This window comes from Aeromonas sp. S16(2024), from assembly GCF_041403065.1.
Taxonomy (GTDB): domain Bacteria; phylum Pseudomonadota; class Gammaproteobacteria; order Enterobacterales; family Aeromonadaceae; genus Aeromonas.
On the sequence record NZ_JBGLQX010000005.1, the window covers coordinates 66,918 to 91,438 of the forward strand.

21 protein-coding genes and 1 tRNA gene are annotated in these 24,521 nt (G+C 61.7%); 7 read left to right on the forward strand and 15 right to left on the reverse strand.

Annotated features, from left to right (window positions below):
• Positions 1-63: 63 nt before the first annotated feature.
• The 7 genes from ACB030_RS05430 to tadA all read right to left on the reverse strand — a co-directional run bounded on the left by ACB030_RS05430 (position 64) and on the right by tadA (position 8,601).
• A complete protein-coding gene (locus ACB030_RS05430) occupies positions 64-603 on the reverse strand; it encodes a hypothetical protein (RefSeq protein WP_371158550.1) in 540 nt (179 codons plus the stop codon).
• A gap of 19 nt (positions 604-622) precedes the next feature.
• Complete coding sequence (locus ACB030_RS05435; protein WP_106886381.1) at positions 623-1,942, reverse strand: hemolysin family protein; 1,320 nt, start codon at positions 1,940-1,942, stop codon at positions 623-625.
• Positions 1,943-2,134: 192 nt separating this feature from the next.
• Positions 2,135-2,845 carry a phosphate signaling complex protein PhoU gene (gene phoU / locus ACB030_RS05440; protein ID WP_025327511.1) on the reverse strand — a complete coding sequence of 237 codons (711 nt, stop codon included), beginning with the start codon at positions 2,843-2,845 and terminating at the stop codon, positions 2,135-2,137.
• A 171-nt stretch (positions 2,846-3,016) separates the two neighbouring features.
• Entirely contained in the window at positions 3,017-3,835 is an 819-nt protein-coding gene (gene pstB / locus ACB030_RS05445) for a phosphate ABC transporter ATP-binding protein PstB (protein ID WP_005328825.1), read from the reverse strand.
• Between the two features lie 111 nt (positions 3,836-3,946).
• On the reverse strand, positions 3,947-5,596 hold the full coding sequence (gene pstA, locus ACB030_RS05450) for a phosphate ABC transporter permease PstA (protein ID WP_371158551.1): 1,650 nt from the start codon (positions 5,594-5,596) through the stop codon (positions 3,947-3,949).
• A gap of 51 nt (positions 5,597-5,647) precedes the next feature.
• Positions 5,648-7,885, reverse strand: a complete 2,238-nt coding sequence (locus ACB030_RS05455; protein ID WP_371158552.1) for a phosphate ABC transporter permease — start codon at positions 7,883-7,885, stop codon at positions 5,648-5,650.
• A gap of 206 nt (positions 7,886-8,091) precedes the next feature.
• Positions 8,092-8,601 (reverse strand): tRNA adenosine(34) deaminase TadA, encoded by a 510-nt coding sequence (gene tadA / locus ACB030_RS05460; RefSeq protein WP_371158611.1) that lies wholly within the window; start codon positions 8,599-8,601, stop codon positions 8,092-8,094.
• 269 nt (positions 8,602-8,870) lie between these two features.
• Here tadA and ACB030_RS05465 point away from each other — a divergent pair.
• From ACB030_RS05465 to aceA, 4 genes are all read left to right on the forward strand, one after another.
• A tRNA-Pro gene (locus tag ACB030_RS05465) sits at positions 8,871-8,947 on the forward strand.
• A gap of 259 nt (positions 8,948-9,206) precedes the next feature.
• Entirely contained in the window at positions 9,207-9,347 is a 141-nt protein-coding gene (locus ACB030_RS05470; protein ID WP_163135121.1) for a hypothetical protein, read from the forward strand.
• 703 nt (positions 9,348-10,050) lie between these two features.
• Positions 10,051-11,658 (forward strand): malate synthase A, encoded by a 1,608-nt coding sequence (aceB, locus tag ACB030_RS05475; protein WP_371158553.1) that lies wholly within the window; start codon positions 10,051-10,053, stop codon positions 11,656-11,658.
• A gap of 72 nt (positions 11,659-11,730) precedes the next feature.
• The gene (aceA, locus tag ACB030_RS05480; RefSeq protein ID WP_163153705.1) at positions 11,731-13,044 is read left to right on the forward strand and encodes an isocitrate lyase; all 1,314 of its coding nucleotides are present in this window, start codon (positions 11,731-11,733) and stop codon (positions 13,042-13,044) included.
• Between the two features lie 101 nt (positions 13,045-13,145).
• Here the strand turns inward: aceA and hda are convergent, their stop codons facing one another.
• The 3 genes from hda to upp form a co-directional block, all read right to left on the reverse strand.
• A complete protein-coding gene (gene hda / locus ACB030_RS05485; protein ID WP_162520047.1) occupies positions 13,146-13,847 on the reverse strand; it encodes a DnaA inactivator Hda in 702 nt (233 codons plus the stop codon).
• Between the two features lie 102 nt (positions 13,848-13,949).
• Positions 13,950-14,981, reverse strand: coding sequence for a DUF2066 domain-containing protein (locus tag ACB030_RS05490; RefSeq protein ID WP_371158554.1), 1,032 nt, complete (start codon positions 14,979-14,981; stop codon positions 13,950-13,952).
• A gap of 135 nt (positions 14,982-15,116) precedes the next feature.
• Positions 15,117-15,743 (reverse strand): uracil phosphoribosyltransferase, encoded by a 627-nt coding sequence (gene upp, locus ACB030_RS05495; RefSeq protein WP_005302745.1) that lies wholly within the window; start codon positions 15,741-15,743, stop codon positions 15,117-15,119.
• A gap of 175 nt (positions 15,744-15,918) precedes the next feature.
• Here upp and purM point away from each other — a divergent pair, with 175 nt between their 5' ends.
• Positions 15,919-16,956, forward strand: a complete 1,038-nt coding sequence (gene purM / locus ACB030_RS05500; RefSeq protein WP_139751091.1) for a phosphoribosylformylglycinamidine cyclo-ligase — start codon at positions 15,919-15,921, stop codon at positions 16,954-16,956.
• Between the two features lie 8 nt (positions 16,957-16,964).
• Positions 16,965-17,603 carry a phosphoribosylglycinamide formyltransferase gene (purN, locus tag ACB030_RS05505; protein WP_371158555.1) on the forward strand — a complete coding sequence of 213 codons (639 nt, stop codon included), beginning with the start codon at positions 16,965-16,967 and terminating at the stop codon, positions 17,601-17,603.
• A 118-nt stretch (positions 17,604-17,721) separates the two neighbouring features.
• Here purN and ACB030_RS05510 read toward each other — a convergent pair whose 3' ends face one another.
• The 5 genes from ACB030_RS05510 to ACB030_RS05530 form a co-directional block, all read right to left on the reverse strand.
• Positions 17,722-18,483, reverse strand: coding sequence for a Nif3-like dinuclear metal center hexameric protein (locus ACB030_RS05510; RefSeq protein ID WP_226172269.1), 762 nt, complete (start codon positions 18,481-18,483; stop codon positions 17,722-17,724).
• 142 nt (positions 18,484-18,625) lie between these two features.
• The gene (locus ACB030_RS05515) at positions 18,626-19,960 is read right to left on the reverse strand and encodes a sigma-54-dependent transcriptional regulator (RefSeq protein ID WP_371158556.1); all 1,335 of its coding nucleotides are present in this window, start codon (positions 19,958-19,960) and stop codon (positions 18,626-18,628) included.
• A gap of 55 nt (positions 19,961-20,015) precedes the next feature.
• Positions 20,016-21,050: a PAS domain-containing sensor histidine kinase gene (locus ACB030_RS05520; RefSeq protein ID WP_371158557.1), complete on the reverse strand. Its 1,035-nt coding sequence runs from the start codon at positions 21,048-21,050 to the stop codon at positions 20,016-20,018.
• Positions 21,051-21,155: 105 nt separating this feature from the next.
• On the reverse strand, positions 21,156-22,577 hold the full coding sequence (locus ACB030_RS05525; RefSeq protein ID WP_371158612.1) for a sigma-54 dependent transcriptional regulator: 1,422 nt from the start codon (positions 22,575-22,577) through the stop codon (positions 21,156-21,158).
• 244 nt (positions 22,578-22,821) lie between these two features.
• Positions 22,822-23,667, reverse strand: a complete 846-nt coding sequence (locus ACB030_RS05530; protein WP_371158558.1) for a DUF2726 domain-containing protein — start codon at positions 23,665-23,667, stop codon at positions 22,822-22,824.
• 270 nt (positions 23,668-23,937) lie between these two features.
• Between ACB030_RS05530 and ACB030_RS05535 the strand changes: the two genes are divergently transcribed.
• Positions 23,938-24,450 carry a glycine cleavage system protein R gene (locus tag ACB030_RS05535; RefSeq protein WP_106886366.1) on the forward strand — a complete coding sequence of 171 codons (513 nt, stop codon included), beginning with the start codon at positions 23,938-23,940 and terminating at the stop codon, positions 24,448-24,450.
• The last annotated feature ends 71 nt before the right edge of the window (positions 24,451-24,521 follow it).

A 24,521-nucleotide genomic window follows, 5' to 3' on the forward strand; every position in this document is an offset into this window, starting at 1 on the left:
GGCCTGAACGACAAGAGGCCACCCCGTGGGTGGCCTCTTGTGAAGCATGGATGGGCCGGCGACTCAGCGCCCTGCCAGTACCCGCTTGGTCTGCTTGACCCAGTCGGAGACTCGCCCCTGCTGGGGGAATCCTTGCCAGATCTGCTCCCACTGGGCCGGACTCAGGGGGCGGCCCAGCCTGCGCTGCACCCCGGCATAGAGGTAGTCGTGGGCCGTGGTACGGGCCTGGGCCGAGGTGAGGAACTTGGCCACAGGGTCGGTCAGGCGCACATCCCGCATGCCGAGCAAGGGGTAATCGCTGTGCACCGCCGCCAGCATGGTCTCACGCATTGCCGACTCTATGTAGCCACGGGCGAACAGGGCGGTCACCGACTCCAGCGACCCCTGATCCGGACCATGGTACTCCTCATCGAACACCGGGCTCGGCTCCGCCACTGCGCTTTGCACCACGGCATCGGGGTCCGGCTGCGGCGCCACCACAGCGGCCTTGGGGGCCACGGGCTTGGGGGCGGCGGGTTTGCGGGGAGCGCTCTGGCTGCAGGCCCCCAGCGCCAGGGCGAGCGCCACACAGCTCAACGCACGGGAATAAGACGGCATCTTCATGACTCCTTGGTAACTCCTTTCACGATTCCAGGGCGGGTTTCTCGGCCAGCACAGGCTCCACCCGGGTGACCAGCAACTGATCGATCTTGTAGCTGTCGATGTCCACCACTTCGAACTTGTAGCCCGCGTATTTCACCGAGTCCGTCCGCTTGGGGATCTTGCGCAGCATGAACATGATGAAACCGGCGATGGTCTCGTAGTTCTGGTTCCCCGGGAACTCCTCGATATCGAAGGCCCGCATCACATCGGAGATGGGGGTGACCCCGTCCACCAGCCAGGAGTTCTCGTCCCGCTGCACTATCTGCTCTTCCATCGCATGGGTGGCCCACTCGCCCATGACGGTGCTCATCAGGTCATTCATGGTGACTATGCCCACCACCAGGGCGTACTCGTTCATCACCACCGCGAAATCACCCCTGTGATTCTTGAAGTACTCCATGGCCTCGTAGAGGTTCAAGGTGTCGGGGATGATGATGACGTTCTGCACCAGGGAGCCGCTGTTGAGATCTATGCTCTGACCGCTGATGACACGGATCAGCAGCTCCTTGGCATCGACGAAGCCCTTGATGCTGTCGAGGTTGTGGTCACAGACCAGAAACTTGTTGTGGGGGTGCTCGGCAATCTTGGCCTTGATGCTCTCTTCGCCCTCTTGCAGGGTGAAGTAGATGAGGCTCTCGCGGGCCGTCATGGCGGAGGTGACGCCCAAGGATTGCAGCTCGAACACGTTCTCGATGAGCTGGTGCTCCTCACGCTGGATGACGCCGGCCTCGGCGCCCGCATCCATCACCGCATAGATGTCGTCCGAGGTGATCTCGTCGTTGCGCACCATGGAGACCCGCAGCAGGCGGAACAGGGCGTTGGCCAGGCCGTTGAAGAACCACACCAGCGGCATCAGCAGGGTCACGCACAGCAGCATGGGGCGTACCACCACCACCGCAACCCGTTCCGGCATCGTCATGGCCAGACGCTTGGGCATCAAGTCCGCTATCAGGATGAACATGCCGGTGACGAACACGAAGGAGGCGATCGAGCTTATCTGGGAGAGCCAGGGGCCCTGATAGAAGCCGGAGATCAACGACTTGATGGCGGGGTTCAGGGCGGATTCGCCCAGTATGCCGCCCAGGATGGCGACGGTATTGAGGCCTATCTGCACCACGGTAAAGAAGTTACCTGGCTGGGCCTGCAGTGCCAGCACTTTTTCGGCATGGCGATTGCCCTCGTCGGCCATCACCTGCAACTTGATCTTGCGGGAGGCGGCGAGAGAGATCTCGGAAAGCGAGAAGAACACGCTGCCGGCGACCAGCAGCATCAAAAAGAACAAACTATCGGCAAAACTCATGATTAACCTATTGCTACAGCCGCCTTAGCACAAGACGGCAAACTGGGCCCGGGAAACCGGACCGTGACTCCATCCGGGACTCACACAGGGGCCATATTCTAGCAGAAAAGCGCCCCGTGGGGCGCGTTATCTTAAGCTGCCCCCCAATGCAATAAAAAAGGCGCTCAAGGCGCCTTTTTATTCATTTCTGTCTCAATGCTTGCCCAGCAGATCGCTCAGCTCGTCCGCCTTGGTGTGGCGCACGTCCTTGCCCTTGACGTAGTAGACGATGTATTCGCAGATGTGCTGGCAACGGTCGCCGACCCGCTCTATGGCCCGCGCCGCCCACAGTACGTTCAGCACCTGGGGTATGGTGCGGGGATCTTCCATCATGTAGGTCATCAGCTCGCGGATGATGGACTCGTACTCCCTGTCCACCTTGTCATCTTCCTTGTAGACGGCGATGGCCGCCTCCAGATCCATGCGGGCGAAGGCGTCGAGCACGTCGTGCAGCATCTTGATGGTGCGACGGCCCATGTTCTCGAGCGACACCAGCGGCGGCTGGGGCTTGTTGGCGTTGTCGGTCAGCATGCGGGCTATCTTGTCCGCCACGTCGCCGATGCGCTCCAGATCCGTGATGGTCTTGATGATGGCCATCACCAGGCGCAGGTCGGACGCGGTGGGCTGGCGCTTGGCGATGATGCGGGTGCACTCCTCGTCGATGGCCACTTCCATGGCGTTGACCTTGTGGTCGTTGGCCACTATCTTGCGCGCCGCATCCAGATCCTGGATGTGAATGGCGGAGATGGCGTCCGTCAGCTGCTGCTCCACCAGACCGCCCATCACCAGCACCTGGTTGCGCACGTTCTCGAGCTCGGCATTGAACTGACCGGAGATGTGTTTATTGAGGTTCATATTGTCCATACAAATAATCCTTGTTGCTCCGATTATGCCTTAGCCGTTGAACCGACCGGTAATCTGTTTATTGATGCTCATCTTGTTCATACCAATAACCCTTGTTGCACCAACCATGCCTTAGCCGTTGAACCGACCGCCAATCTGTTTCTTGTGGTTCATGTCAGTCATCCTCATCTCTTAGCCGTAACGACCTGTGATGTAGTCCTCGGTCTTCTTCTTGGCCGGGGTGGTGAAGATGGTATTGGTGTTCGAGTACTCGATAAGCTCACCCATGTACATGAAGGCGGTCTGATCCGACACCCGCGCCGCCTGCTGCATGTTGTGGGTCACTATCACCACGGTGAACTGGCTCTTGAGCTCGTTGATCAGCTCCTCGATGGTGAGGGTGGAGATGGGGTCGAGCGCCGAGGTCGGCTCATCGAGCAACAGCACTTCCGGCTCGATGGCGATGGCACGGGCGATCACCAGACGCTGCTGCTGACCACCTGAGAGGCCGAAGGCGTTGTCGTGCAGGCGATCCTTCACCTCTTCCCACAGGGCCGCGCCGCGCAGTGAGCGCTCGGCGGCCTCGTCCAGGGTGCGTCTGTCGTTGATCCCCTGCAGACGCAGGCCATAGACCACGTTCTCGTAGATGGATTTCGGGAAGGGGTTGGGGCGCTGGAACACCATGCCGACCTGACGGCGCAGGGCGGAGACATCCACGCTCTTGTCATAGATGTTGTGGCCGTGCAGCTGGATTTCCCCCTCGATGCGGCAGATCTCCACCAGATCGTTCATCCGGTTGATGCAGCGCAGCAGGGTCGACTTGCCACAGCCGGACGGGCCGATAAAGGCCGTCACCTGCCCTTTCGGGATCTTCATGTTGACGTTGAACAGCGCCTGCTTGTTGCCGTAATACAGGTTGAGATCCTTGACCTCAAGGGCGGTCTGCTCCGGGCTCAGGTTGAGCAGGTCCAGGGCGGTATGCTGGGTCGAAGTCGGTGTTACGTTGATCATCTGTTTACCTCAAATTCTCTTTGTGGCGGCGGGCACTCTCATTGCCCGCGGCCTGAACGCTTGGCTGGCAGGGAACCCTTTTCCCGGCCCGTCTCTATGGTGGCTGGTGTATCAATGCTCCAGCGACCGGAATTTCTCGCGCAAGTGGTTACGAATACCGATAGCCGTCAGGTTGAGGCCCACTATCACAGTCACCAGCAGGAAGGAGGTGGCATAGACCAGGGGCCGCGCCGCCTCGACGTTCGGACTCTGGAAGCCGACGTCATAGATGTGGAAGCCCAGGTGCATGAACTTGCGCTCCACGTGCAGGTACGGGAAGTTGCCATCCATCGGCAACGTGGGAGCAAGCTTCACCACCCCCACCAGCATCAGCGGTGCCACTTCACCGGCGGCCCGGGCTATCGCCAGGATGAGGCCTGTCATGATGGCCGGACTCGCCATGGGCAGCACTATGCGCCACAGGGTCTCGGCCTGGGTGGCCCCCAGGGCCAGGGAGCCCTGGCGTATGGTGCTCGGGATCCGGGCCAGCCCCTCTTCGGTGGAGACGATCACCACCGGCAGGGTCAGGATCGCCAGGGTCAGCGCCGACCAGATGACGCCGGGGGAGCCAAAGGTCGGGCTCGGCAGCGCTTCCGGGTAGAACAGCTGGTCTAACGAACCACCGAGCGTGTAGACGAAGAAGCCGAGGCCAAACACGCCGTAGACGATGGAGGGCACACCCGCCAGGTTGATCACCGCGATGCGGATGATCTTGGTCAGGCTGTTCTTGCCCGCGTACTCGTGCAGGTAGACAGCGGCCACCACGCCGAGGGGGGTCACTATGATGGCCATCAGCAACACCATGAAGACGGTGCCGAAGATGGCGGGGAAGACGCCGCCCTCGGTGTTGGCCTCACGGGGATCGTCGGAGACGAACTTGCCAATCTGGTGGAACCAGTGACCTACCTTGGCGGGCAGGCTCATGTCGTTGGGCCAGACCACGTCCAGCACCTTGGACATGGGCATGGTCACCAGCTCGCCACGCATGTCCTTGACGGTGATGGCGTCACGATCCGCCTGGGCGCGCAGGGAGAAGAGCTCCTTTTCCAGCACCAGATAGCGATCGTTCAGGGCCTGGCGCTGGGCGGCGAGATCCGCCTTGAGCGCGTCGGTCAGCTCCCCTTCCAGCTCCGCCTTGCGCTCTTTCAGACGCAGTCGCTCCAGCTGGTAGTTGATGCCGCCGATGTCTCCCTTTTGCAGATCGTTGGCCTGCTCCGACAGGGCGTTGGCTCGTGCCAGCACCCGCTGCAGGGCAGGATGCAGATCTGCCGTCAGCTCTTTGCCATCCTCTTTCACCGAGGTGATGTAGCCGTAGAAGTTGCCGTTGGTGGCACGCTCCACCATGGCGAGCTCGGCCGGCTGGCTCTGGGACTTGATGTCGGTCTCCAGCACCCAGCGGAAGTCCAGATCGACAAACTCACGGTTGCCGGTCTTGACCAGATAACGGGTCAGCAGCTCGCGCTCCTCCCCCTCCAGCGCCTGGCCCGCGGCGCGCAGCCGCTCCACAGGTACCATCTCGCGGTCGTTGATCTCGCCGATGAGCACGCTCTTGTTGCCGCTGGCGTCTTCAAGCTCCCACTCATAGATGGGGTGCGGCCAGAAATAGACCAGACCACGCCAGCCGATCAGCAGCAACAGACCCAGTACCGCTACCAGACTCAGGCTGACGGCGCCGCCTGTCATCCAGATCCAGGGGGCCCCTGATTTAAACCACTTACCCATTGTTGATTCCTTGTCCATATACAGAACGCCGCTTTTTAAGAGAACGGCTCATTACAGAGAGCTGTATTTTTCGCGCAACCGCTGACGAATGAACTCGGCCAGGGTGTTGAACATAAAGGTGAACACAAAGAGGACGAAGGCCGCGAGGAAGAGCACCCGGTAGTGGGAGCTGCCCACTTCCGACTCCGGCATTTCCACCGCTATGTTCGCCGCCAGGGTACGCAGCCCCTGGAACATGGAGAAGTCCATGATGGGGGTGTTGCCGGTGGCCATCAGCACTATCATGGTCTCGCCCACGGCGCGGCCAAGGCCCATCATCACCGCCGAGAAGATGCCCGGACTCGCGGTCAGGATCACCACCCGGCTCAGGGTCTGCCAGGGGGTCGCCCCGAGCGCCAGTGACCCTTGGGTCAGATGCTTGGGCACCGAGAAGACCGCATCTTCGGCGATGGAGAAGATGGTGGGTATGACGGCGAAGCCCATGGCGATGCCAACCACCAGGGAGTTGCGCTGGTCAAACTTGATGCCCATCTCGTGGGTCAGCCAGATGCGCGAATCGCCGTGCATGAAGGCATTCTCGATGAGCGGGCTCAAGGCGAAGGCGCCCCAGCCAATCAGCAGCAGCACAGGAATGAGCAGGATGGCGTGCCAGCCCTCCGGCAGCCAGGACTTGCCGCGCTCCGGCAGGTAGTTCCACACCAGGGCGGTGAGCAACATGCCCATGGGCAGCAACAGCAGCAGCAGGATCACCCCGGGCAGCGCACCCTCGATGATGGGCGCCAGCCACAGACCGGCCAGGAAGCCGAGGATGACGGTCGGCAGCGCCGCCATTATCTCCACCGTCGGCTTGACGTATTTGCGCAGGCCCGCCGACATGAAGTAGGCGGTGTAGATGGCACCGGCCACGCCAAGCGGTACCGCAAACAGCATGGCGTAGAAGGAGGCCTTGAGGGTCCCGAATACCAGGGGCACCAGGCTCAGCTTGGCTTCGAAGTCGTTGCTGGCAGAGGTGGACTGCCACACATACATGGGCTCGGGATAACCTTCGTACCACACCTCCTGCCACAGGGCCGACCAGGTCACCTCGGGGTGATCGTTCTCCACCTCAAAGACCTTGAAGTCATTCCCCTGCTGGGTCAGCAGCAGGTTGTGGCGGGGAGAGATGGCCAGGGCCGCCAGGGCGCCGCCTTCTATTGTCTCGCCAAGCAGCTTGGCCTCGCCGGTGGCGTGGAAGAAGTTGATGGTTCCGTCTTTGGCGGCACTGATGAAGCCCTTGCGGAAATGCTCCGGGGTCAGCAGCGCGACCGGGCCGTCGCCCTTGAAGTCACGAATCTGGGTGAACTGGCGCTTGCCGTCCTTCGCCACCTCGAACCACTGGGAGATGACGCCATTGTCATTGCCCACCAGCAGGGAGGAGGCGCCGGAGAGCAGGGCAACCTGGGTCACGTCGGCGTTGGGGGCATTGATCTCCATGACGTCGCGCAGGGAGATGTCGCTCAGGTTGTGGATGTCATAGACCGACAGGCGATTGCCTTCACGCACGAACAGGATGCGCAGGTTGGGGGTCAGCAGCATCTGATCCACGTGACGAGGCAGGGAAGGAATGGCGTAGTTCTGGCTGCTCCACTCGACTTCCCCGGAGAGGAAGTTCTCCTCACCGCTCATCACCGTCATCACGCCGCGGCCATCCTCGGTCACGGCGGCGGTGGCCATCTTGTCCTTGGTCGCCTCGAACACCATGCGGGTCAGCGCCTTGCCTTGGGGATCTATCACCACAGGCTCTTCGCCGAAGGGATATTGCAGGCTGGGCTCGATGACGCGCACGTCGTTCGGATAGGAGACCTTGAACGAGGGCTGCACCACCATGGCCTTGCCGTCGGCAAAGCCATAGGCGATGAGCTTCTGGCCCGGCGCCGGCACGGCGACGGCGGTGACGTCACCGGCGACACTGGCCTGGCCCAGCACCTGGCCTACCTTGACGCCGCCATCCGCCTTGACGGCGAAGAAGTTGACCTGACCCTGGTCGTTGAAGCGATACCCTATCTCGTTCTGCTCCTCGACCCCGAGCCAGGCCGTCTTGCCCTGCGTCGGCAGGGTAAAGGAGGAGGTTGCCTCCACGCTGGCGCCATTGAAGATGGGTTTCACCACATAGAGCAGGTAGAAGAAGATAAGCAGCAGGGCCACCAGTACCAGGGCTCCCCCTGTGGTGACGCCGTATTTGGCCAATTTATCCTTGATCCGGCGTTTTCTACTGCCCGCCATGACCAGGTTTAACGATTCCGATGACATGCAAGACCTCAATGTGAGCTAGGCTTGGCGGCATTATATGGCGATTGCATGACAGTTTTGTTACATCAAGAGCCTCTGTGAAGAGGTTATTTCAGGGGGGGGTACAGGCAGGAGGATGAGGGCAAGCAGCAGTGCCAACCATCTGTTTTATATAAGGATATGTGAAGAAATTCAGAGCAGGGGCAAGATGATGCCCCCCGTCCGCCTCAGAGGGTGGGGCCACCACTTTGTTTCAGCGCCTCTCTGGCCGCCTTCTTCTCGGCGCGCCGCCGCTTGAAGAAGTCCGACAGCTGGGCCGAGCAGGCCTCTGCCAGCACCCCTCCCGTCAACGCCACCCTGTGGTTGTGGCGCGGGTCCTGCAAAATGTCGAACACCGAGCCCGCAGCCCCCGTCTTGAGATCGCGGGCCCCGTAGACCACCCGCTTCACCCGGCTGTGGATGAGGGCGCCGGCACACATGCAGCAGGGCTCCAGCGTCACATAGAGGGTGGTGTCGAGCAGCCGGTAGTTCTGCTGCGTGATGCCGGCGGCACGGATCGCCATGATCTCCGCATGGGCGCAGGCGTCATGGGCGCTGATGGAGCGGTTCCACCCCTCGCCTATCACCTCATCCCCCAGCACCAGCACGGCGCCGACCGGGATTTCGCCTATCCCTTCCGCCCTGGCCGCCAAGGCCATGGCATGACGCATCCAGCGCTCGTCCTGGGTGATCTGCATCTCGGCTGCGTTCTTCTGTGCTGGCTCCACGGCCGTTCCTCTCATTTATCTGTATTCATCATCAAAGACGGCCCTGTCCGCTCGGCCCGGATACAGGGCCACCGGCACCGGGCGAGGTGGGCGGCGATTATGCCAAAACTCCCGCCAAGGCCCAAGTTGCATCTTGGTTGAGCAATAAAGAAGCAATCGGCATCTCCCTGATAAAAAAGGAGTTGCACCCTTAGGATCATCCTATTAGACTCCTTTCCCGTCAGCCGAGCTGACTCCGTCGGTGTGTAGCGCAGCCAGGTAGCGCATCTGCATGGGGTGTAGAGGGTCGGAGGTTCGAATCCTCTCACACCGACCATTTTCCCCGAGAAATAGCCCAGTCAAACGACTGGGCTATTTTTTTGCCTGTTTTCTGCCCATCCCCTGCACGCCCTTTTCTTATCTCTCCCCTGTGTCTTGCACAGAGGCCGTGCCGGCATAAATTTTATACAGAACCACTTGAAGCTTTCATAAAGTCCCGCTAGGATACGCAACTTTTCCGCCGGCCATCAGACAGGGAGGTGGCGTCAGGGTGAGGGAATCACCAACCGGCTTGCAATCCATTGAGGCAAGCACCCATGAATCAAGCAGTCGACACACAGCCCGATCAGCCCCTTCTCTCCTCACCCCATTCCGATCCCGAATCCACCGACACCGGCCTCGGCGGCACAGTGCATCTGGACGTGATCGATCTCGCCGCGCCGGATGATGACTACTGAGGCGGATCTGGCCCAGTCCCTCTCCAACCCTGCGGACGAAAGGCCGGTTTTGCTGTCCGGCACCCCGTCCTGACCCGGCTAAAAAGCCGTCAACGAAAATAACCATAAAATGCTGATAAACATCCAGGGATTGGTGTTATTCACTACTCCGTTCCCCGTCATCTCCCTCCCCCCTGCTCCAACCCCTTGATACAAACCTACGTTATTGCTCGTCATTTCCACCACACGCTCTGCGCTGCCCCCGCCTCGCAAGATTTGACCATTTGGTTTTAAACAGCAGTTCACCTGTCAATGGCTTCACATGCCAGATGCCGACTGTGTTGGCAGCAGGCATTTCATACAGCTGTTTTCGCAAAGCCTGGAGTAAGGTCGGGATTTGTTTTTGCATTGGTAATTTTATTACGTAATTAATTACATTTTTGATGTGCCGCACCTGGCTCTTTCATCCCCCCTGACGGCCTTGCCAGCCGAGAGCATAACCATCTGCGTAGAGCTTTTATGCTAATCACATAAACACTTTAAAAACATCAACTTAAATACCAACCAAAAACACCTGTTTTAAAAATCAAGTTGACGAACCAAGCATTATTTTGCACCTTATGAGTCGTGTTACCCCGCTGTTACGGGGAGTTTAAGAGAAACGGATATAGACGTTAGTCGTAGTTAGTAAGTTCAAAATGTAACTTTCAAAGGAGTGAAACCTATGTCGGCACCGGCCCAGACCATCAGCAGCACCCGTCTGCGCATCCAAGGCGAGATGCTTCCCGATTACGCGCAGATCCTGACGCCGGATGCGGTGGCCCTGGTGTCCGAACTGGTGGAACGCTTCGCTCCTCAGCGCAATGAACTGCTGAAACAACGGGTGGCTCGCCAGGCCCGCATCGATGGCGGCGAGTTGCCGGACTTCCTGCCCGAAACCGCCCACATCCGCGAAGGCAGCTGGACAGTGCGCGGCATTCCCGCCGATCTGCAGGACCGCCGTGTGGAGATCACCGGACCGGTCGAGCGCAAGATGGTCATCAACGCCCTCAACGCCAACGTAAAAGTGTTTATGGCGGACTTCGAGGATTCACTGGCCCCCGCCTGGAACAAGGTGATCGAGGGTCAGATCAACCTGCGCGATGCGGTCAACGGCACCGTCTCTTACACCAGTCCGGAAGGCAAGGCTTACACCCTCAATCCCGATCCCGCAGTGCTTATCTGCCGGGTACGAGGTCTGCACCTGCCGGAAAAACACGTCACCTTCGATGGCGACGCCATCCCTGGCGGCCTGTTCGACTTCGCCCTCTACTTCCTGCACAACCACAAGGCGCTGCTGGCCAAGGGCTCGGGCCCTTACTTCTACCTGCCCAAGCTGCAGAGCAATCTGGAAGGACGCTGGTGGAGCGAGGTGTTCGCCTGGACCGAAGACAAGTTCGGCCTGCCCCGCGGCACCATCAAGGCCACGGTCCTCATCGAGACCCTGCCGGCTGTGTTCGAGATGGACGAGCTGCTCTATCAGATGAAGGATCACATCGTCGCCCTCAACTGCGGCCGCTGGGACTACATCTTCAGCTACATCAAGACGTTGAAGAACCACCCTGATCGCGTTCTGCCGGACCGCCAGGTGGTGACCATGGACAAGCCCTTCCTGTCGGCTTATTCACGGCTGCTGATCAAGACCTGCCACAAGCGCGGCGCCCTGGCCATGGGCGGCATGGCCGCCTTCATTCCGGCCAAGGATCCGGCAGTGAACGCCGAGGTCTTTGCCAAGGTGAAAGCGGACAAGGAGCGTGAAGCCAACAACGGCCACGACGGCACCTGGGTCGCCCACCCCGGCCTCGCCGATACCGCCATGGCTGTGTTCAACGCCGCCATCCCGGCTGGCGCCAAGAACCAGATAGGCGTACTGCGCGAGCAGGATGCCCCCATCACCGCCGCCGAGCTGCTGGCCCCCTGCGAGGGTGAGCGCACCGAGGCGGGCATGCGCACCAATATCCGGGTCGCCCTGCAATATCTGGAGGCCTGGATCAACGGCAACGGCTGCGTGCCCATCTACGGCCTGATGGAAGATGCGGCCACCGCCGAGATCTCCCGCACCTCCATCTGGCAGTGGATCCGCCACGGCAAGAGCCTGTCGAACGGCCAGGTGGTGACCAAGGCGCTGTTCCGCCAGATGCTGGCCGAGGAGCAGCAGGTGGTCAAAGCCGAGCTGGGCGAGACCCGCTGGCAGTCAGGCCGCTTTGCCGAGGCGAGCGAGCTGATGGAGCAGATCACCTGCGCCGACACCCTGATCGATTTTTTGACGCTGCCCGGTTACGAGCGGCTCTGAATCCGGGCCCCGGAAGGGACTCGTCCATAACAAATCAATGGAAACGTGAAATCAATGAAAGAGGGAACTGATATGGCACTGACCCGTGAGCAACAGATCCAGGCTATCGAGAAAGACTGGGCAGAAAACCCCCGCTGGAAAGGGATCAAACGCGGCTACAGCGCCGAAGACGTGGTGAACCTGCGTGGCAGCCTGCAGCCGGCACACACCCTGGCCCAGCGCGGCGCCGACAAGCTGTGGGAGCTGATCCACGGCGGCGCCAGGAAGGGTTACGTCAACTGCCTCGGCGCCCTGACCGGCGGCCAGGCGGTGCAGCAGGCCAAGGCGGGCATAGAGGCCATCTACCTCTCCGGCTGGCAGGTGGCGGCGGACAACAACTTGTCCTCCACCATGTACCCGGATCAGTCTCTCTACCCGGCCAACTCTGTCCCGTCCGTGGTGGAGCGCATCAACAACTCCTTCGCCCGTGCCGACCAGATCCAGTGGGCCAACAAGGTGGGCCCGCAGGATGCCGGTTTCATCGACTACTTCCTGCCGATAGTGGCGGACGCCGAAGCCGGTTTCGGCGGCGTGCTGAACGCCTTCGAGCTGATGAAAGGCATGATTGAAGCGGGCGCCGCCGGCGTGCACTTCGAAGATCAGCTGGCCTCGGTCAAGAAGTGCGGCCACATGGGTGGCAAGGTGCTGGTGCCGAGCCAGGAAGCGGTGCAAAAACTGATCGCCGCCCGTCTGGCCGCCGACGTCTGTGGCACCACTACCCTGGTGATCGCCCGTACCGACGCCAACGCCGCCGACCTGCTGACCACGGACGCCGATCCCTACGATGCCGGCTTCCTGACCGGGGAGCGTACCGCCGAGGGTTTCTACAAGGTGCAGGCCGGTATCGAACAGGCCATCTCCCGCGGCCTGGCCTACGCCCCTTACGCCGACATGGTGTGGTGTGAAACCGCCAAGCCGGACCTGGACGAGGCACGTCAGTTTGCCGAAGCCATCAAGGCCCAGTACCCGGACAAGATCCTGGCCTACAACTGCTCCCCGAGCTTCAACTGGAAGAAGAACCTGGACGATGCCACAATCGCCCGCTTCCAGCAGGAGCTGTCCGACATGGGCTACAAGTACCAGTTCATCACCCTCGCGGGCATCCACAACATGTGGTTCCACATGTACGAGCTGGCCTACCAGTACGCCCGTGGCGAAGGGATGAAGCACTACGTCGAGATGGTACAGCAGCCGGAATTTGCCGCCGCCGAGCGTGGCTACACCTTCGTGGCACACCAGCAGGAAGTCGGTACCGGTTACTTCGACAAGGTGACCACCGTCATTCAGGGTGGCCAATCCTCGGTGACCGCTTTAACGGGTTCCACCGAAGAAGATCAGTTCCACTGATAGGCAGAGCCCCCATGAGATAGCAAAACCCCGGCCTGAGGCCGGGGTTTCTTTTTGCTCGCCACTCAAGGATGTGGCGCAGACAGGCAATCCCCATTGGCTCAGAGTTCGAGGATCTCTTTGACAAAGGGGATGGTGAGCTTGCGCTTGGCGCGAAAGGAGGCGTTGTCGAGCTGATTGAGGGTGGTGAGCAGGGTGCGCATGTCGCGGGACAAGCGGTTGAGCAGGAAGCGGCCCACATCGATGGGCAGTTTGAAGCCCCGCAGCTCGGCACGCAGCTGCAGGGCACTGAGCTTGCCTTCGTCATCGAGCTCGTCGAGATGGAAACTCACTCCCCAGTCGAGGCGGGAGGCGAGATCCGGCAGTTGCAGCCCCAGCTTGCGCGGCGCGCTGCAGCCGGTGACCACCAGGGTCCCCTCCCCCTTCTCCCGCCAGCGATTGTAAAAATCGAACAGGGCCCGCTCCCAGAGCCCATTGCCGGCGATGGCTTCCAGGCTGTCGAGACAGACCAGGGGCAGGCTTTCGAGGGCGTCGAGCATGCTGGGATCCAGCTGTTCGAACTGATCCAGGGAGAGATAGGCGGCGGCAGCGTCGCGGGCATTGACCTCGGCGCAGGTGGCGTGCAGCAGGTGGGAGCGTCCGGAGCCCTTGGCTCCCCAGAAATAGAGGAAAGGAGCGCCCTGACCGATGGCCGCATTCTTGAGGGCGGTGATCAGATGGGCGTTGTTGCCGGGATAGAAACTGACGAAGGTTTCATCATCCGGTAATTGTACGGCTAAAGACAGTTGGGCCGGTTGCTTCACTCGTTGGGCTTTGACTGTGATATTTGCGGGCAAGTGTATCACCAGAGCGGCAGATAGAGAACCGCCCGGGTCATGCCGGGCGGTCTGGAACTTCCCCTGGGATCAGGGCTGCGACCATTGGTAACGCAGACCGCTCTCATTGTCTTCGATCTGGTGCAGGCGACTCTCCAGTTGCAGGCCCCTTACCAGCTCGGCCTTGTCCCCTTGAAGCGACAGGTTGAAGGTCACCTTGTCCCCCTCCAGCTTGCCGATCGCCACCTTGGTGACGCTGGCCATGCCCTGCAGCATCTTCTGTATCTGGATCATGCCGTCGATGCCGGATAACCCTTCCACCACCAGGGTCTGGCTGGAGACGACCCCGGACAGGCGAGTGCCGTACTGCTGTACCAGCCAGCCGGCCAGGGCATCGGCCATGCCCTGCGCCACCTCGGCCTGGGTACCTGAGCCGGCCCCTTTGGTCAGCTCGGTCAGCTCTGCGCCGCCCGAAGCTCCCGGCTTGGCGCCATAGAGCCCCCAGTCGATGCTCCACTTCTCCCCTTCCGGCGTCAGCTTGCCCAGCACCACCATCTCGGCGCCATAGCGCTCGCTCGCCTTGAGGATGGGGTCGGCAAAACGACCCCAGACATCGGTGGCGCTGACCGCCATGTTGTCATCGAGATCCATCAGCGGAATGCTGACCGGCAACCCCATGGCCTGGGCCTGACCGCGCAGGGCGGCGGACCAGCCGTCGCTGGACTGATCCGGCAGAATGCGGCGCTCCCCTTCATCGATCACCAGCCAGACTGCCATCTGCGGACGCACGGGCCCCAGCAGAGGGACCTTGCTCTGGCCTACCAGGGCATTGACCTTGGCCACGTTGAAGTCGGCCTTGAGAAACTTGACCGGTCCCACATCCTGATAGCCGTAGTGCTGCACATAGTCGCCGGGGGCCGCCAGCGCCTTGACCACCTCGGGCTGAGTGAGGATGTCGCGCCTGCCGGTCACCTTGACGAGTACCTCCCCCAGCGCCTGGGACTGGGCGGCGGTCATGTCACCGCTGGTGGGGGCCTTGCCCTGATAGAGATCGGTCACCTGGGCGGCTGACACCACAAACGACAGGCAACAGCAGAGGGCAGTCACTAAGCGTTTCAACATAAAGAAGATTCTCGAAATGGGAGATGCTGCTTATGGTAGCGGCAAGGCGCGCCTCCCAGCAAGGCAACCGGCAGAGGCAGCACCAAAAAGCGTGAAGCCGGCACAGGGCCGGCTTCACGAGGCGAACACCAAGCGTTATTTGGTGCCGAAGATCTTGTCACCGGCATCGCCGAGGCCAGGCACGATATAGCCCTTCTCGTTCAGCCCCTGGTCGATGGAGGCGCAGAACAGCTCCACGTCGGGGTGAGCGGCTTCCAGTGCCTTGATCCCTTCCGGGGCGGCAACCAGCACCAGCACCTTGATGGACTGGCAGCCCTTCTTCTTCAGCAGATCGATGGTGGCAATCATGGAGCCGCCGGTGGCCAGCATGGGGTCGATGACCAGGGCCAGACGCTCTTCGATGTTGCTGACGATCTTCTCGAAATAGGGAACCGGCTGCAGGGTCTCTTCATCGCGGTAGATGCCGACCACGCTGACGCGGGCACTCGGCATGTGCTCGAGCACGCCATCCATCATGCCAAGACCGGCGCGCAGGATGGGCACGACGGTGACCTTCTTGCCCTTGATCTGGTCAACTTCCACTGGCCCGTTCCAGCCATCGATGGTAACTTTCTCGGTTTCGAAGTCAGAGGTCGCTTCGTAGGTCAACAAACTGCCCACTTCCTTGGCCAGTTCACGGAAACGCTTGGTGCTGATGTCGCCTTCGCGCATCAGGCCGATCTTGTGCTTGACCAGGGGGTGTTTGACTTCAACGACTTTCATTATTATCTCCTCGAACCGGCGCCAAAAAATCGCGGAATCATACAACAAAAGCAGCGGCTTGTAGAGCTTTTCCACGTAAAAACGCGCAAACGATTTTCTTTCTGCTTTTACCCGCCCACTGGTAGAATACGCCCCGAATTTTACCCTCCACTTCTCTATATGACGGGGAATACGCGTGACTGACAAAACCTCACTGAGCTACAAGGATGCTGGCGTAGATATCGATGCCGGCAATGCACTGGTTGAACGTATCAAGGGCGTGTCAAAGCGCACTCGTCGTCCTGAAGTCCTTGGTGGTCTTGGCGGCTTTGGGGCCCTGTGTCAAATCCCTGCTGGCTACAAGGAGCCGGTACTGGTCTCCGGTACCGACGGTGTGGGCACCAAGCTGCGTCTGGCCATCGATCTGAAGAAGCACGATACCGTGGGCATCGATCTGGTGGCCATGTGCGTCAATGACCTCATCGTGCAAGGCGCCGAGCCCCTGTTCTTCCTCGACTACTATGCCACCGGCAAGCTGGATGTGGACACCGCCGCCGCCGTGGTCACCGGCATAGGGGCTGGCTGCGAGCAGTCCGGTTGCGCCCTGGTGGGCGGCGAGACCGCCGAGATGCCTGGCATGTATGAAGGGGAAGACTACGACATCGCCGGTTTCTGCGTCGGTGTGGTGGAGAAGAGCGAGATCATTGACGGCAGCAAGGTCGGCGAAGGGGATGCCCTGATCGCCCTGGCCGCGAGCGGCCCCCACTCCAACGGCTTCTCCCTGGTGCGCAAGATCCTGGAAGTCTCCAAGGCCGATGTGCATCAGCCGCTGGGTGACACCACCCTGGCCAACGCCCTGCTGGAGCCGACCCGCATCTATGTGAAGCCGGTGCTCAAGCTGATCAAGGAGTGCGAGATCCACGCCCTGTCCCACATCACGGGTGGCGGCTTCTGGGAGAACATCCCCCGCGTGCTGCCCGCCAATACCCAGGCGGTGATCGACGAGCAGAGCTGGCAGTGGCCAGCGGTGTTCAGCTGGCTGCAGCAGGCCGGCAACGTCACCCGTCACGAAATGTACCGCACCTTCAACTGCGGTGTCGGCATGATCATCGCCCTGCCGGCGGATCAGCTGGACAAGGCGCTGGCCCTGCTCAAGGCGGAAGGCGAGAACGCCTGGCACATAGGCCACATCGCCAAGGCGGCCGATGGCGAAGAACAAGTCATCATAAAATGACCTCCCCCATGAAGCGCATCCTGGTGCTGATCTCCGGCAACGGCAGCAACCTGCAGACCATTCTCGACCACTGCGCCAGCGGCAAGGTTGCCGGTGAGGTGGTCGGCGTCATCAGCAACAGGGCCGATGCCTATGGTCTGGTTCGCGCCAAAGAAGCCGGAGTGGCGACAGCCATCCTGGCCCAGCAGCAGTTTGCCAGCCGGGCGGAGTATGACGTCGCCCTGCTGGCGCTGATGGATGACTATCAGCCGGATCTGGTGGTACTGGCCGGTTTTATGCGGATCCTGAGCGCCGATCTGGTGCGTCACTTCGCCGGGCGGATGATCAACATCCACCCTTCGTTGCTGCCGAAATACCAGGGGCTGCACACCCACCAGCGCGCCATCGACGATGGGGAGCGCGAGCACGGCGCCAGCGTCCACTTCGTCACCGAGGAGCTGGACGGCGGCCCTGTTATCCTGCAGGCTCGCGTCCCCATCTTCGAAGGGGACAGTGCCGACGAGGTGGCCGCCCGGGTCCAGGTCCAGGAACACAGCATCTACCCCCTGGTGGTGCAGTGGTTCTGCGAGGGACGGCTGCAGATGCGGGAGGGCGCAGCCCTGCTGGATGACCTCCTGCTCGGCCCCGCGGGTTATGCCAGCGAGTAACCGCTGCTCGCTGCATGCAAAATGTAACAAGGGAGGCTTTGGCCTCCCTTGTCATTTCTATCTACCAGCGCAACTGCTGCAGTCACGTCCGATTACCCGGCTATGCGGCTAATCAAACCTAGACCGGGTTGTCGATATCGATAAAGGTCACCTCCAGCCCGTGCACGGTGGCGAGCCACTCCCCCAGCGCCTTGACGCCGTAACGCTCGGTGGCGTGATGACCAGCTGCGTAGAAGTGCATGCCCATCTCGCGAGCGGTGTGGATGGTCTGCTCTGAAGCCTCACCCGAAATGAAGGCATCGATCCCCTGCTCGGCCGCCTGGTTGATATAGCTCTGACCGCCGCCGGTGCACCAGGCCACTGAGCTGATGAGCTCGGGGCCGCTGTCGCCACAATGGAGCGGCTCGCGACCGAGCCGTTCGGCAATCAGTTTGGCAAAGTCAGCTCCGCTCATGGGCTCTTCCAGCTTGCCCACCATGGCCACGCTCTTGCTGTTCCAGGGTTCGAGACCACGGCGCACCTTGATGCCGAGCAGTCTGGCGAGCTGGGCGTTGTTGCCCACCTCGGGGTGCACGTCCAGCGGCAGGTGGTAGGCAAACAGGTTGATGTCGTGGGTCAGCAGGGTCTTGAGGCGGCGCTGCTTCATGCCGGTGATCTGGGGCGGTTCCCCGCTCCAGAAGTAGCCGTGATGGACCAGGATGGCATCGGCATCCAGGGCCACGGCCGCATCGATCAGGGCTTGGCTGGCGGTAACGCCGGTGACCACCCGGCGAATGCGCTCGCGCCCCTCCACCTGCAACCCGTTGGGACAGTAGTCCTTGATGGCATGAGGCTCGAGCAGGTGATTGAGCACGGTTTCCAGTTTGCGATGAGAGATCATAGGAGTCCCTTGTAAAGGCGCTGCTCCCCCTTGTCTGCGATCAGGCTCTTGTCTGCAGTCACAACGGGGCCCAGGCTCATGATGCCGAGGGCCCCATGATAATCGAGCCGGGCCAGCAAGGCCATGACACCGGCAACAGGTGCTAGGCGGGCAGCTCGATGCCGGCGTCACGCATCTGGGCCAGCTTGTAGCGCAGGGTGCGCGGGCTGATGCCGAGCTTGTCGGCCACCTCCTTGCGGCTGCCGTTGCACTCCTGCAGGGTGTCCAGGATGATCTGGTGCTCCTGCTGCTTGAGCTCGCCGCCGAGCCCCTCCCCCGACAGACGCTCGAGGGGGCGCACCAGCTCCTCATCCGTCTCCTCCAGGATCAGATGCTCGCAATCGATGAGACCTTCGGGGCAGAGGATCAGGGCCCGTTGTACCACGTTGTCCAGCTCGCGCACGTTGCCGGGCCAGGGGTGGGTCAGCAGGCGTTCGCGCGCCGCATCGGCCAGCTGCGGTGTCGGCAGCCCCTGCTGACTGGCATGCAGCGCCAGCAGGTGCTCCGCCAGGGGCAGTATGTCGCCGGGCCGCTCCCAGAGGGAGGTCCAGCGCAGGGGGAAGACGTTGAGACGGTAGTAGAGATCTTCACGAAACAGGCCGTCCTGCACCGCTTTCTTCAGATCCCGGTTGCTGGTGGCGATGACCCTCACGTCCAGCGGGATCATCTTGCGGCTGCCGAGCCGCTCCACCTCTTTTTCCTGCAGCACCCGCAGCAGCTTGGCCTGCAGACCGAGATCCATCTCGGTGATCTCGTCGAGCAGCAGGGTGCCGCTCTGGGCCTGCTCGAACTTGCCTGGGCACCCCTGCACGGCGCCGGTGAAGGCCCCCTTCTCGTAACCGAACAGGGTCGCCTCCAGCATGTTCTCCGGAATGGCGGCGCAGTTGATGGCGACGAAGGCCTGCTCGGCGCGGCTGGAGTTGTCGTGGATGTAGCGGGCCAGCACCTCTTTGCCCGTCCCGCTCGGGCCCGTCACCATCACGGTGGCCTCGCTTCTGGCGACCCGGGTCGCTAGCTGGAACAGCTCGGCGGTCTTGGGATCGCCATAGACCACGGCGCGTTTCTCTACCTTCTGGGCCGGCACGTAACGGCTGACCTGGTTGAGCAGCACCTCGGGGGAAAACGGCTTGGCCAGATAGTCGATGGCCCCTTCCCGCATGGCGCGCACGGCCCCGTCGATGTTGGCGTAGGCGGTCATCAGGAGCACAGGCACCTGGGGATATTGCTGGCGGATGTTGGCCAGCAGGGTAAGGCCGTCCATGCCTCCCATCTGGATGTCAGAGATCACCATGTCAAAGCGCTGGCGAGAGAGCGCCAGCAGGGCCCGCTCACCGCTGTCAGCCTCGCGGCACTCGTAACCGCCGAGCAGCAGGGTATCCACCAGCGCCTCGCGCAGACCGTTGTCGTCTTCCACCACCAGAATACGGGCCTGGGTCATGCCACACCTCCAACCACGGGCCCGCAGGCCTTGCACCACAGGGACAAGATGGGATTCATGCTACACCTCCAAGCTGCACCGCTTGCTGATGCAGGGGGAACGACAGGGTAAAACAGGTTCCTTCTCCGGGTACCGAGGCCACGCTGACCTCCCCCTGATGGGCACGTACCACGGATTGCACCACGGCAAGCCCGAGGCCTGTGCCCTGGGAGCGGGTGGTGAAGAAGGGTTCGAAGATCTGGTTGAGCAACTGGGCAGGCATCCCCTTGCCATTGTCGAGGACGCGCATCTCCACCCGGTTACCGCTGCGCACCGCGCTCACCAAGAGCGAATCGGCCCCGGCCTGTCTGGCGTTGGCAATCAGGTTGTTGATGGCACCGGCCAGCGCACTGCTGTTGGCGAGCAGACAGAGATCCGGCTCAGGCGCCTCCATGTGCAGCGCGCAGCCCTGCTGCTGGCAGAAGGCCTCGGCACCGGCCTGCACCTCCGCCAGCAGCCCCTGTACCGAGACAGGGGCCACCACCTGGTTGTCGCCGTTGCGGGCAAACAGCAGGATGTCGTTTATCTGCTTCTCGAGATCCTGCAAGCGAGCCATCAACTTTTGCTGGAACTGGGTGCGGGATTCCGGTTTCAGGGTGCGGTTCGCGAGGTTGGCCGCATAGAGCATGGCGGCGGAGAGGGGGGTGCGGATCTGGTGCGCGAGAGAGGCCGCCATGTTGCCCAGGGCCGACAACCGCTTCATGTGGTTGACCCTGTCCTGCAACTGGCGCGTCTCGGTGAGATCCGTGATGAATACCAGCTGGCCGGGCTGATCCGGCAGCGGCTGGGTGGAGAGTTGCACCCGGCGCCCATCCCGCAGGGAGATCTCGTGTCCATCGTCTTCCCTGGGCTGGAAACAGCGGGTGATGATCTGGCGCCAGGCCTGCCCCTCCAGCGGCTCTCCCAGCAGGGTCAGGGCGGCCGGGTTGGCGCGGGTGATCCGCCCCTCCCCATCGAGCAGCAGCACACCGGTCGGCAGTGCCGTGAAGATGGCATAAAGCTGACTCACTTCGTGTGACTGGAGCGGGTTGTCCTGCTGCGAGATTGTCATAAAGCTGACCTCAAACTGGCGATTGGGTCAGCTTATTCAATTTCCATGCCAGTAAATTACTTGTTATATATCAATATCTTGACCATAGCCGTCAAAGCATTGACCTCAGTTGTCCTTGCTCATGCCGTATTTTTTCATCTTCTCCACCAGCGTGGTGCGGCGCATGCTCAGCAGGTCGGCGGCGCGGGCCACCACTCCATCCTGGGACTCCAGGGCCTGACGGATCAACTCCACCTCGAGATCTGCCAACATCTCCTTGAGATTGAGCCCCTCCTGGGGCAGTTGCATGGGCAGCGGCGCGGCAAGGCCGGGATCCAGCACTGGGGGCGTCTGGAACACGGCGGCCAGAGCATCCCGCTCGTCCATCTCGGTCAACCGCTCGTCCCTGGGCTCGCACGGCAGCAGACGGTAGCGGCCCGGCAAGTCGGCCACGTCGATGATCTGGTTCGGGTAGAGGATCAGCAGCCGCTCGATGAGGTTCGACAATTCGCGCACGTTGCCAGGCCAGGGGTACTGCATCAGGGACTCCATGGCCCGCTGGGTCAGGCGGATGATCCCCCTGTGCTGCTCCCCGTGGCGGTTGAGCAGCTCCTGCAAAAGCAGGGGAATATCGTCGCAACGCTCGCGCAGGGGCGGCGTCTCGATGGGGAATACGTTGAGGCGATAGTAGAGATCTTCGCGAAAACCCTGGGTGCGGATCATCGCCTCCAGATCCCGGTGGGTCGCCGCTATGATACGCACATCGGCCTGGATGGGCTTGCCGCCACCGACCCTGTCGAACAGTCGCTCCTGCAGCACCCGCAGCAACTTGACCTGCATCGGCAGCGGCATGTCACCGATCTCGTCGAGGAACAGGGTCCCCCCCTGGGCCAGCTCGAAGCGGCCGCGACGGGCGGCGATGGCGCCGGTGAAGGCCCCTTTCTCGTGGCCGAACAGCTCGCTCTCCAGGAGCTCAGCCGGAATGGCGCCGCAGTTGATGGGCACGAAGGGGCCGGCGCTGCGGGCAGAGAGCTCGTGGATGGCGCGGGCCACCACCTCCTTGCCGGTCCCGGATTCCCCCAGGATCAGCACGTTGGCGTCTGTCTGTGCCACCTGGCCGATGAGGCGGCGCACCTCCTGGATCCCCCGCCCCTTGCCCACCAGCAGTCGCAACAGGGTCTGGCCCTTGTCGTGCACTTGCTGGCGGGGATGGAGGGAGATGAAGGCCTGACAGAAGTGCAGGTGGCGCGTCAGGGACTCATAGGTATAGGGCTCGTCGCTGCCACCGATGAAGTTGCTGTTGGGGTGATCCGCCTGCATCAGGGAGAGGAAGGGGATGCGGGGGAAGGCGGCCAGCAGCTCGCCGAGGGAGCGCTCAAGCAGCTTGCCCGTCAGGACCCCTTGCAGCGGGCCGGAAGTCTCGATGGCCACATCCAGATCGGCTTCCACCACCTCCTGCCAGGGGATCCCCATGAAGGAGAGCACGGTTCCCAGTTGCTGACGCCGCGCTTCATCGGCATCCACGATCAGCACACCCATAGCCATCATATCCATATTCTCACACCTGAAGCCAAGTTATTGTTTTTTAAGTGCTTATGATAATGAGCTATGCACTGTGTTATAGGGTGCACAAAGTGCCAAAATTCTGGCGGTTTGTCAAAACTTGTCGCGCTTGGTGCGGCCCGGGCGGGATGGGGATCACACTCGGACAGCCGCTGTCGGCCAGGCGCCCGGGGTGGAACGCGGTGCAGGAGAGGCAAGGCGCCGGCCGCAGCCGGCGCCAGAGCGGGGATCAGTGCCTGGCCTGCTCCTGGGGGGCGGCGTAACGGCACTCGGGGAAACGGCTGCAGGCCAGGAACAGACGGCCGGCATGGGGACCCTTCTTCGCTTCCCGGGCCACCAGGGGCGCCGCGCAGCGGGGGCAATGGGGCACAGAGGCGGAGGCCTCCTCCTCTTCATCCGGGCCGATGAAGGGGTTGCCCATCAGCACCGGCCCCTGCTCGTCAGGCTGGGGCGGCTCGGCCTGTGGCGCCCTGGGCATGCGCCCCCCGTGGTGGGATGCACTCAAGTCCACACCATCGAGCAGCAAGGGGTTGAAGGTCGGCTCGCGACGCTCCCCCGGCAACAGCTCCTCCACCGGGAGACTCGTCTTGACCAGCAGGGGCAACAACTGCTCGCGCAGCTCGTCGACCTGGTAATGGCTGCTGGCCGGGATCTGCAGCAGAGGCAGGCCCGCACTGTCACAGGCGGACTTCAGGAAGAGATCCCGCACCTTGCGCTTCTGGTGGCGATGGGCGCTGTCATCGAGTTCGACGGCGCACAGGAAGGAGAGATCCGTCGGGTGGCAGAGCAGATAGTCAAAGCGCTTGGCGCTGATCATGTCGAACGCCTGCTGCCATTTGCCTTTGCCCAGCCGCGCCTGCGGGGTCAGCACATCCGCCACCCTGACCTTGGCAAAGACCCGGGCCTGATCGCCGACCGCCAGATCCAGCACCCCGAGGAAGGCGCGCTCCGCCGGGCTGAACAGGGTCTCCTGCAGCTCATAGGGCTCGGCCTTGCCCCTCTTGCTCCTGCGCCAGAGGATCACCAGCAGGAGCAGCACCAACAACACGGATCCCGATACGACAAGGCTATTCATAAACACATACCCCGTTCACAAGACATATCCAGTTCATCAAACACGAAGGGGCAACACTCTACCACGGGGGAACCCCGGCAGGCAGAGCTGAAATCAACGCCGCTCCGGCATTCGCGTTTTTTCACTAAATTTGCGTGAGGCGGGCTTCATATGGCCTGTCGCAGCAGGCACAATGCTAGAGCCTATGGACGTTTCGGTGCACAGAAGATACCGCAACGGTCGCGGCGAAACGTCAACTGACCCCAGGCAGTCCCATTCAAGGAGAGCAGGATGCAAAAGCAATTGGTCGTCACCGTGATCGGCGCAGACAAGCCCGGCATCGTCGAGAGCCTGGCCGACACCATCACCCGTCAGCAGGGCAACTGGCTGGCCAGCTCCATGAGCGAACTGGCGGGGCAATTTGCCGGCATTTTGCACGTCGCCGTGCCGGATGAACACTATCGCAGCCTGTGCGAGGCACTGGTGATGCTGCCGGGTCTCACCGTGAGCTTCGCCGAAGGCCAGCTCAGCCCCGAGCCCGCCCACCAGCTGATGCTGAGCGTCACCGGCAACGACAGGCCGGGCATAGTGCACGAGGTAGCCAGCATTCTGCGCCAGCTCAACATCAACGTCGCCGACCTCACCACGGGATGCGAGCCCGCCCCCCACTCCGGGGCCCCGCTCTTCTATGCACATGCTTTGGTGGCCCTGCCGCCCCAGCTCGAACTTGACGATCTGATCACCGCGCTGGAGTCCCTCTCCGACGATCTGGTGGTCGACATCGATCACGATCTGACCGAATAGCGCGGGTTGTCATAAATTTGTCATGGTTTGACGCCATAACTTCCGCGCAGACGCAACCTGAGCACAGAGGC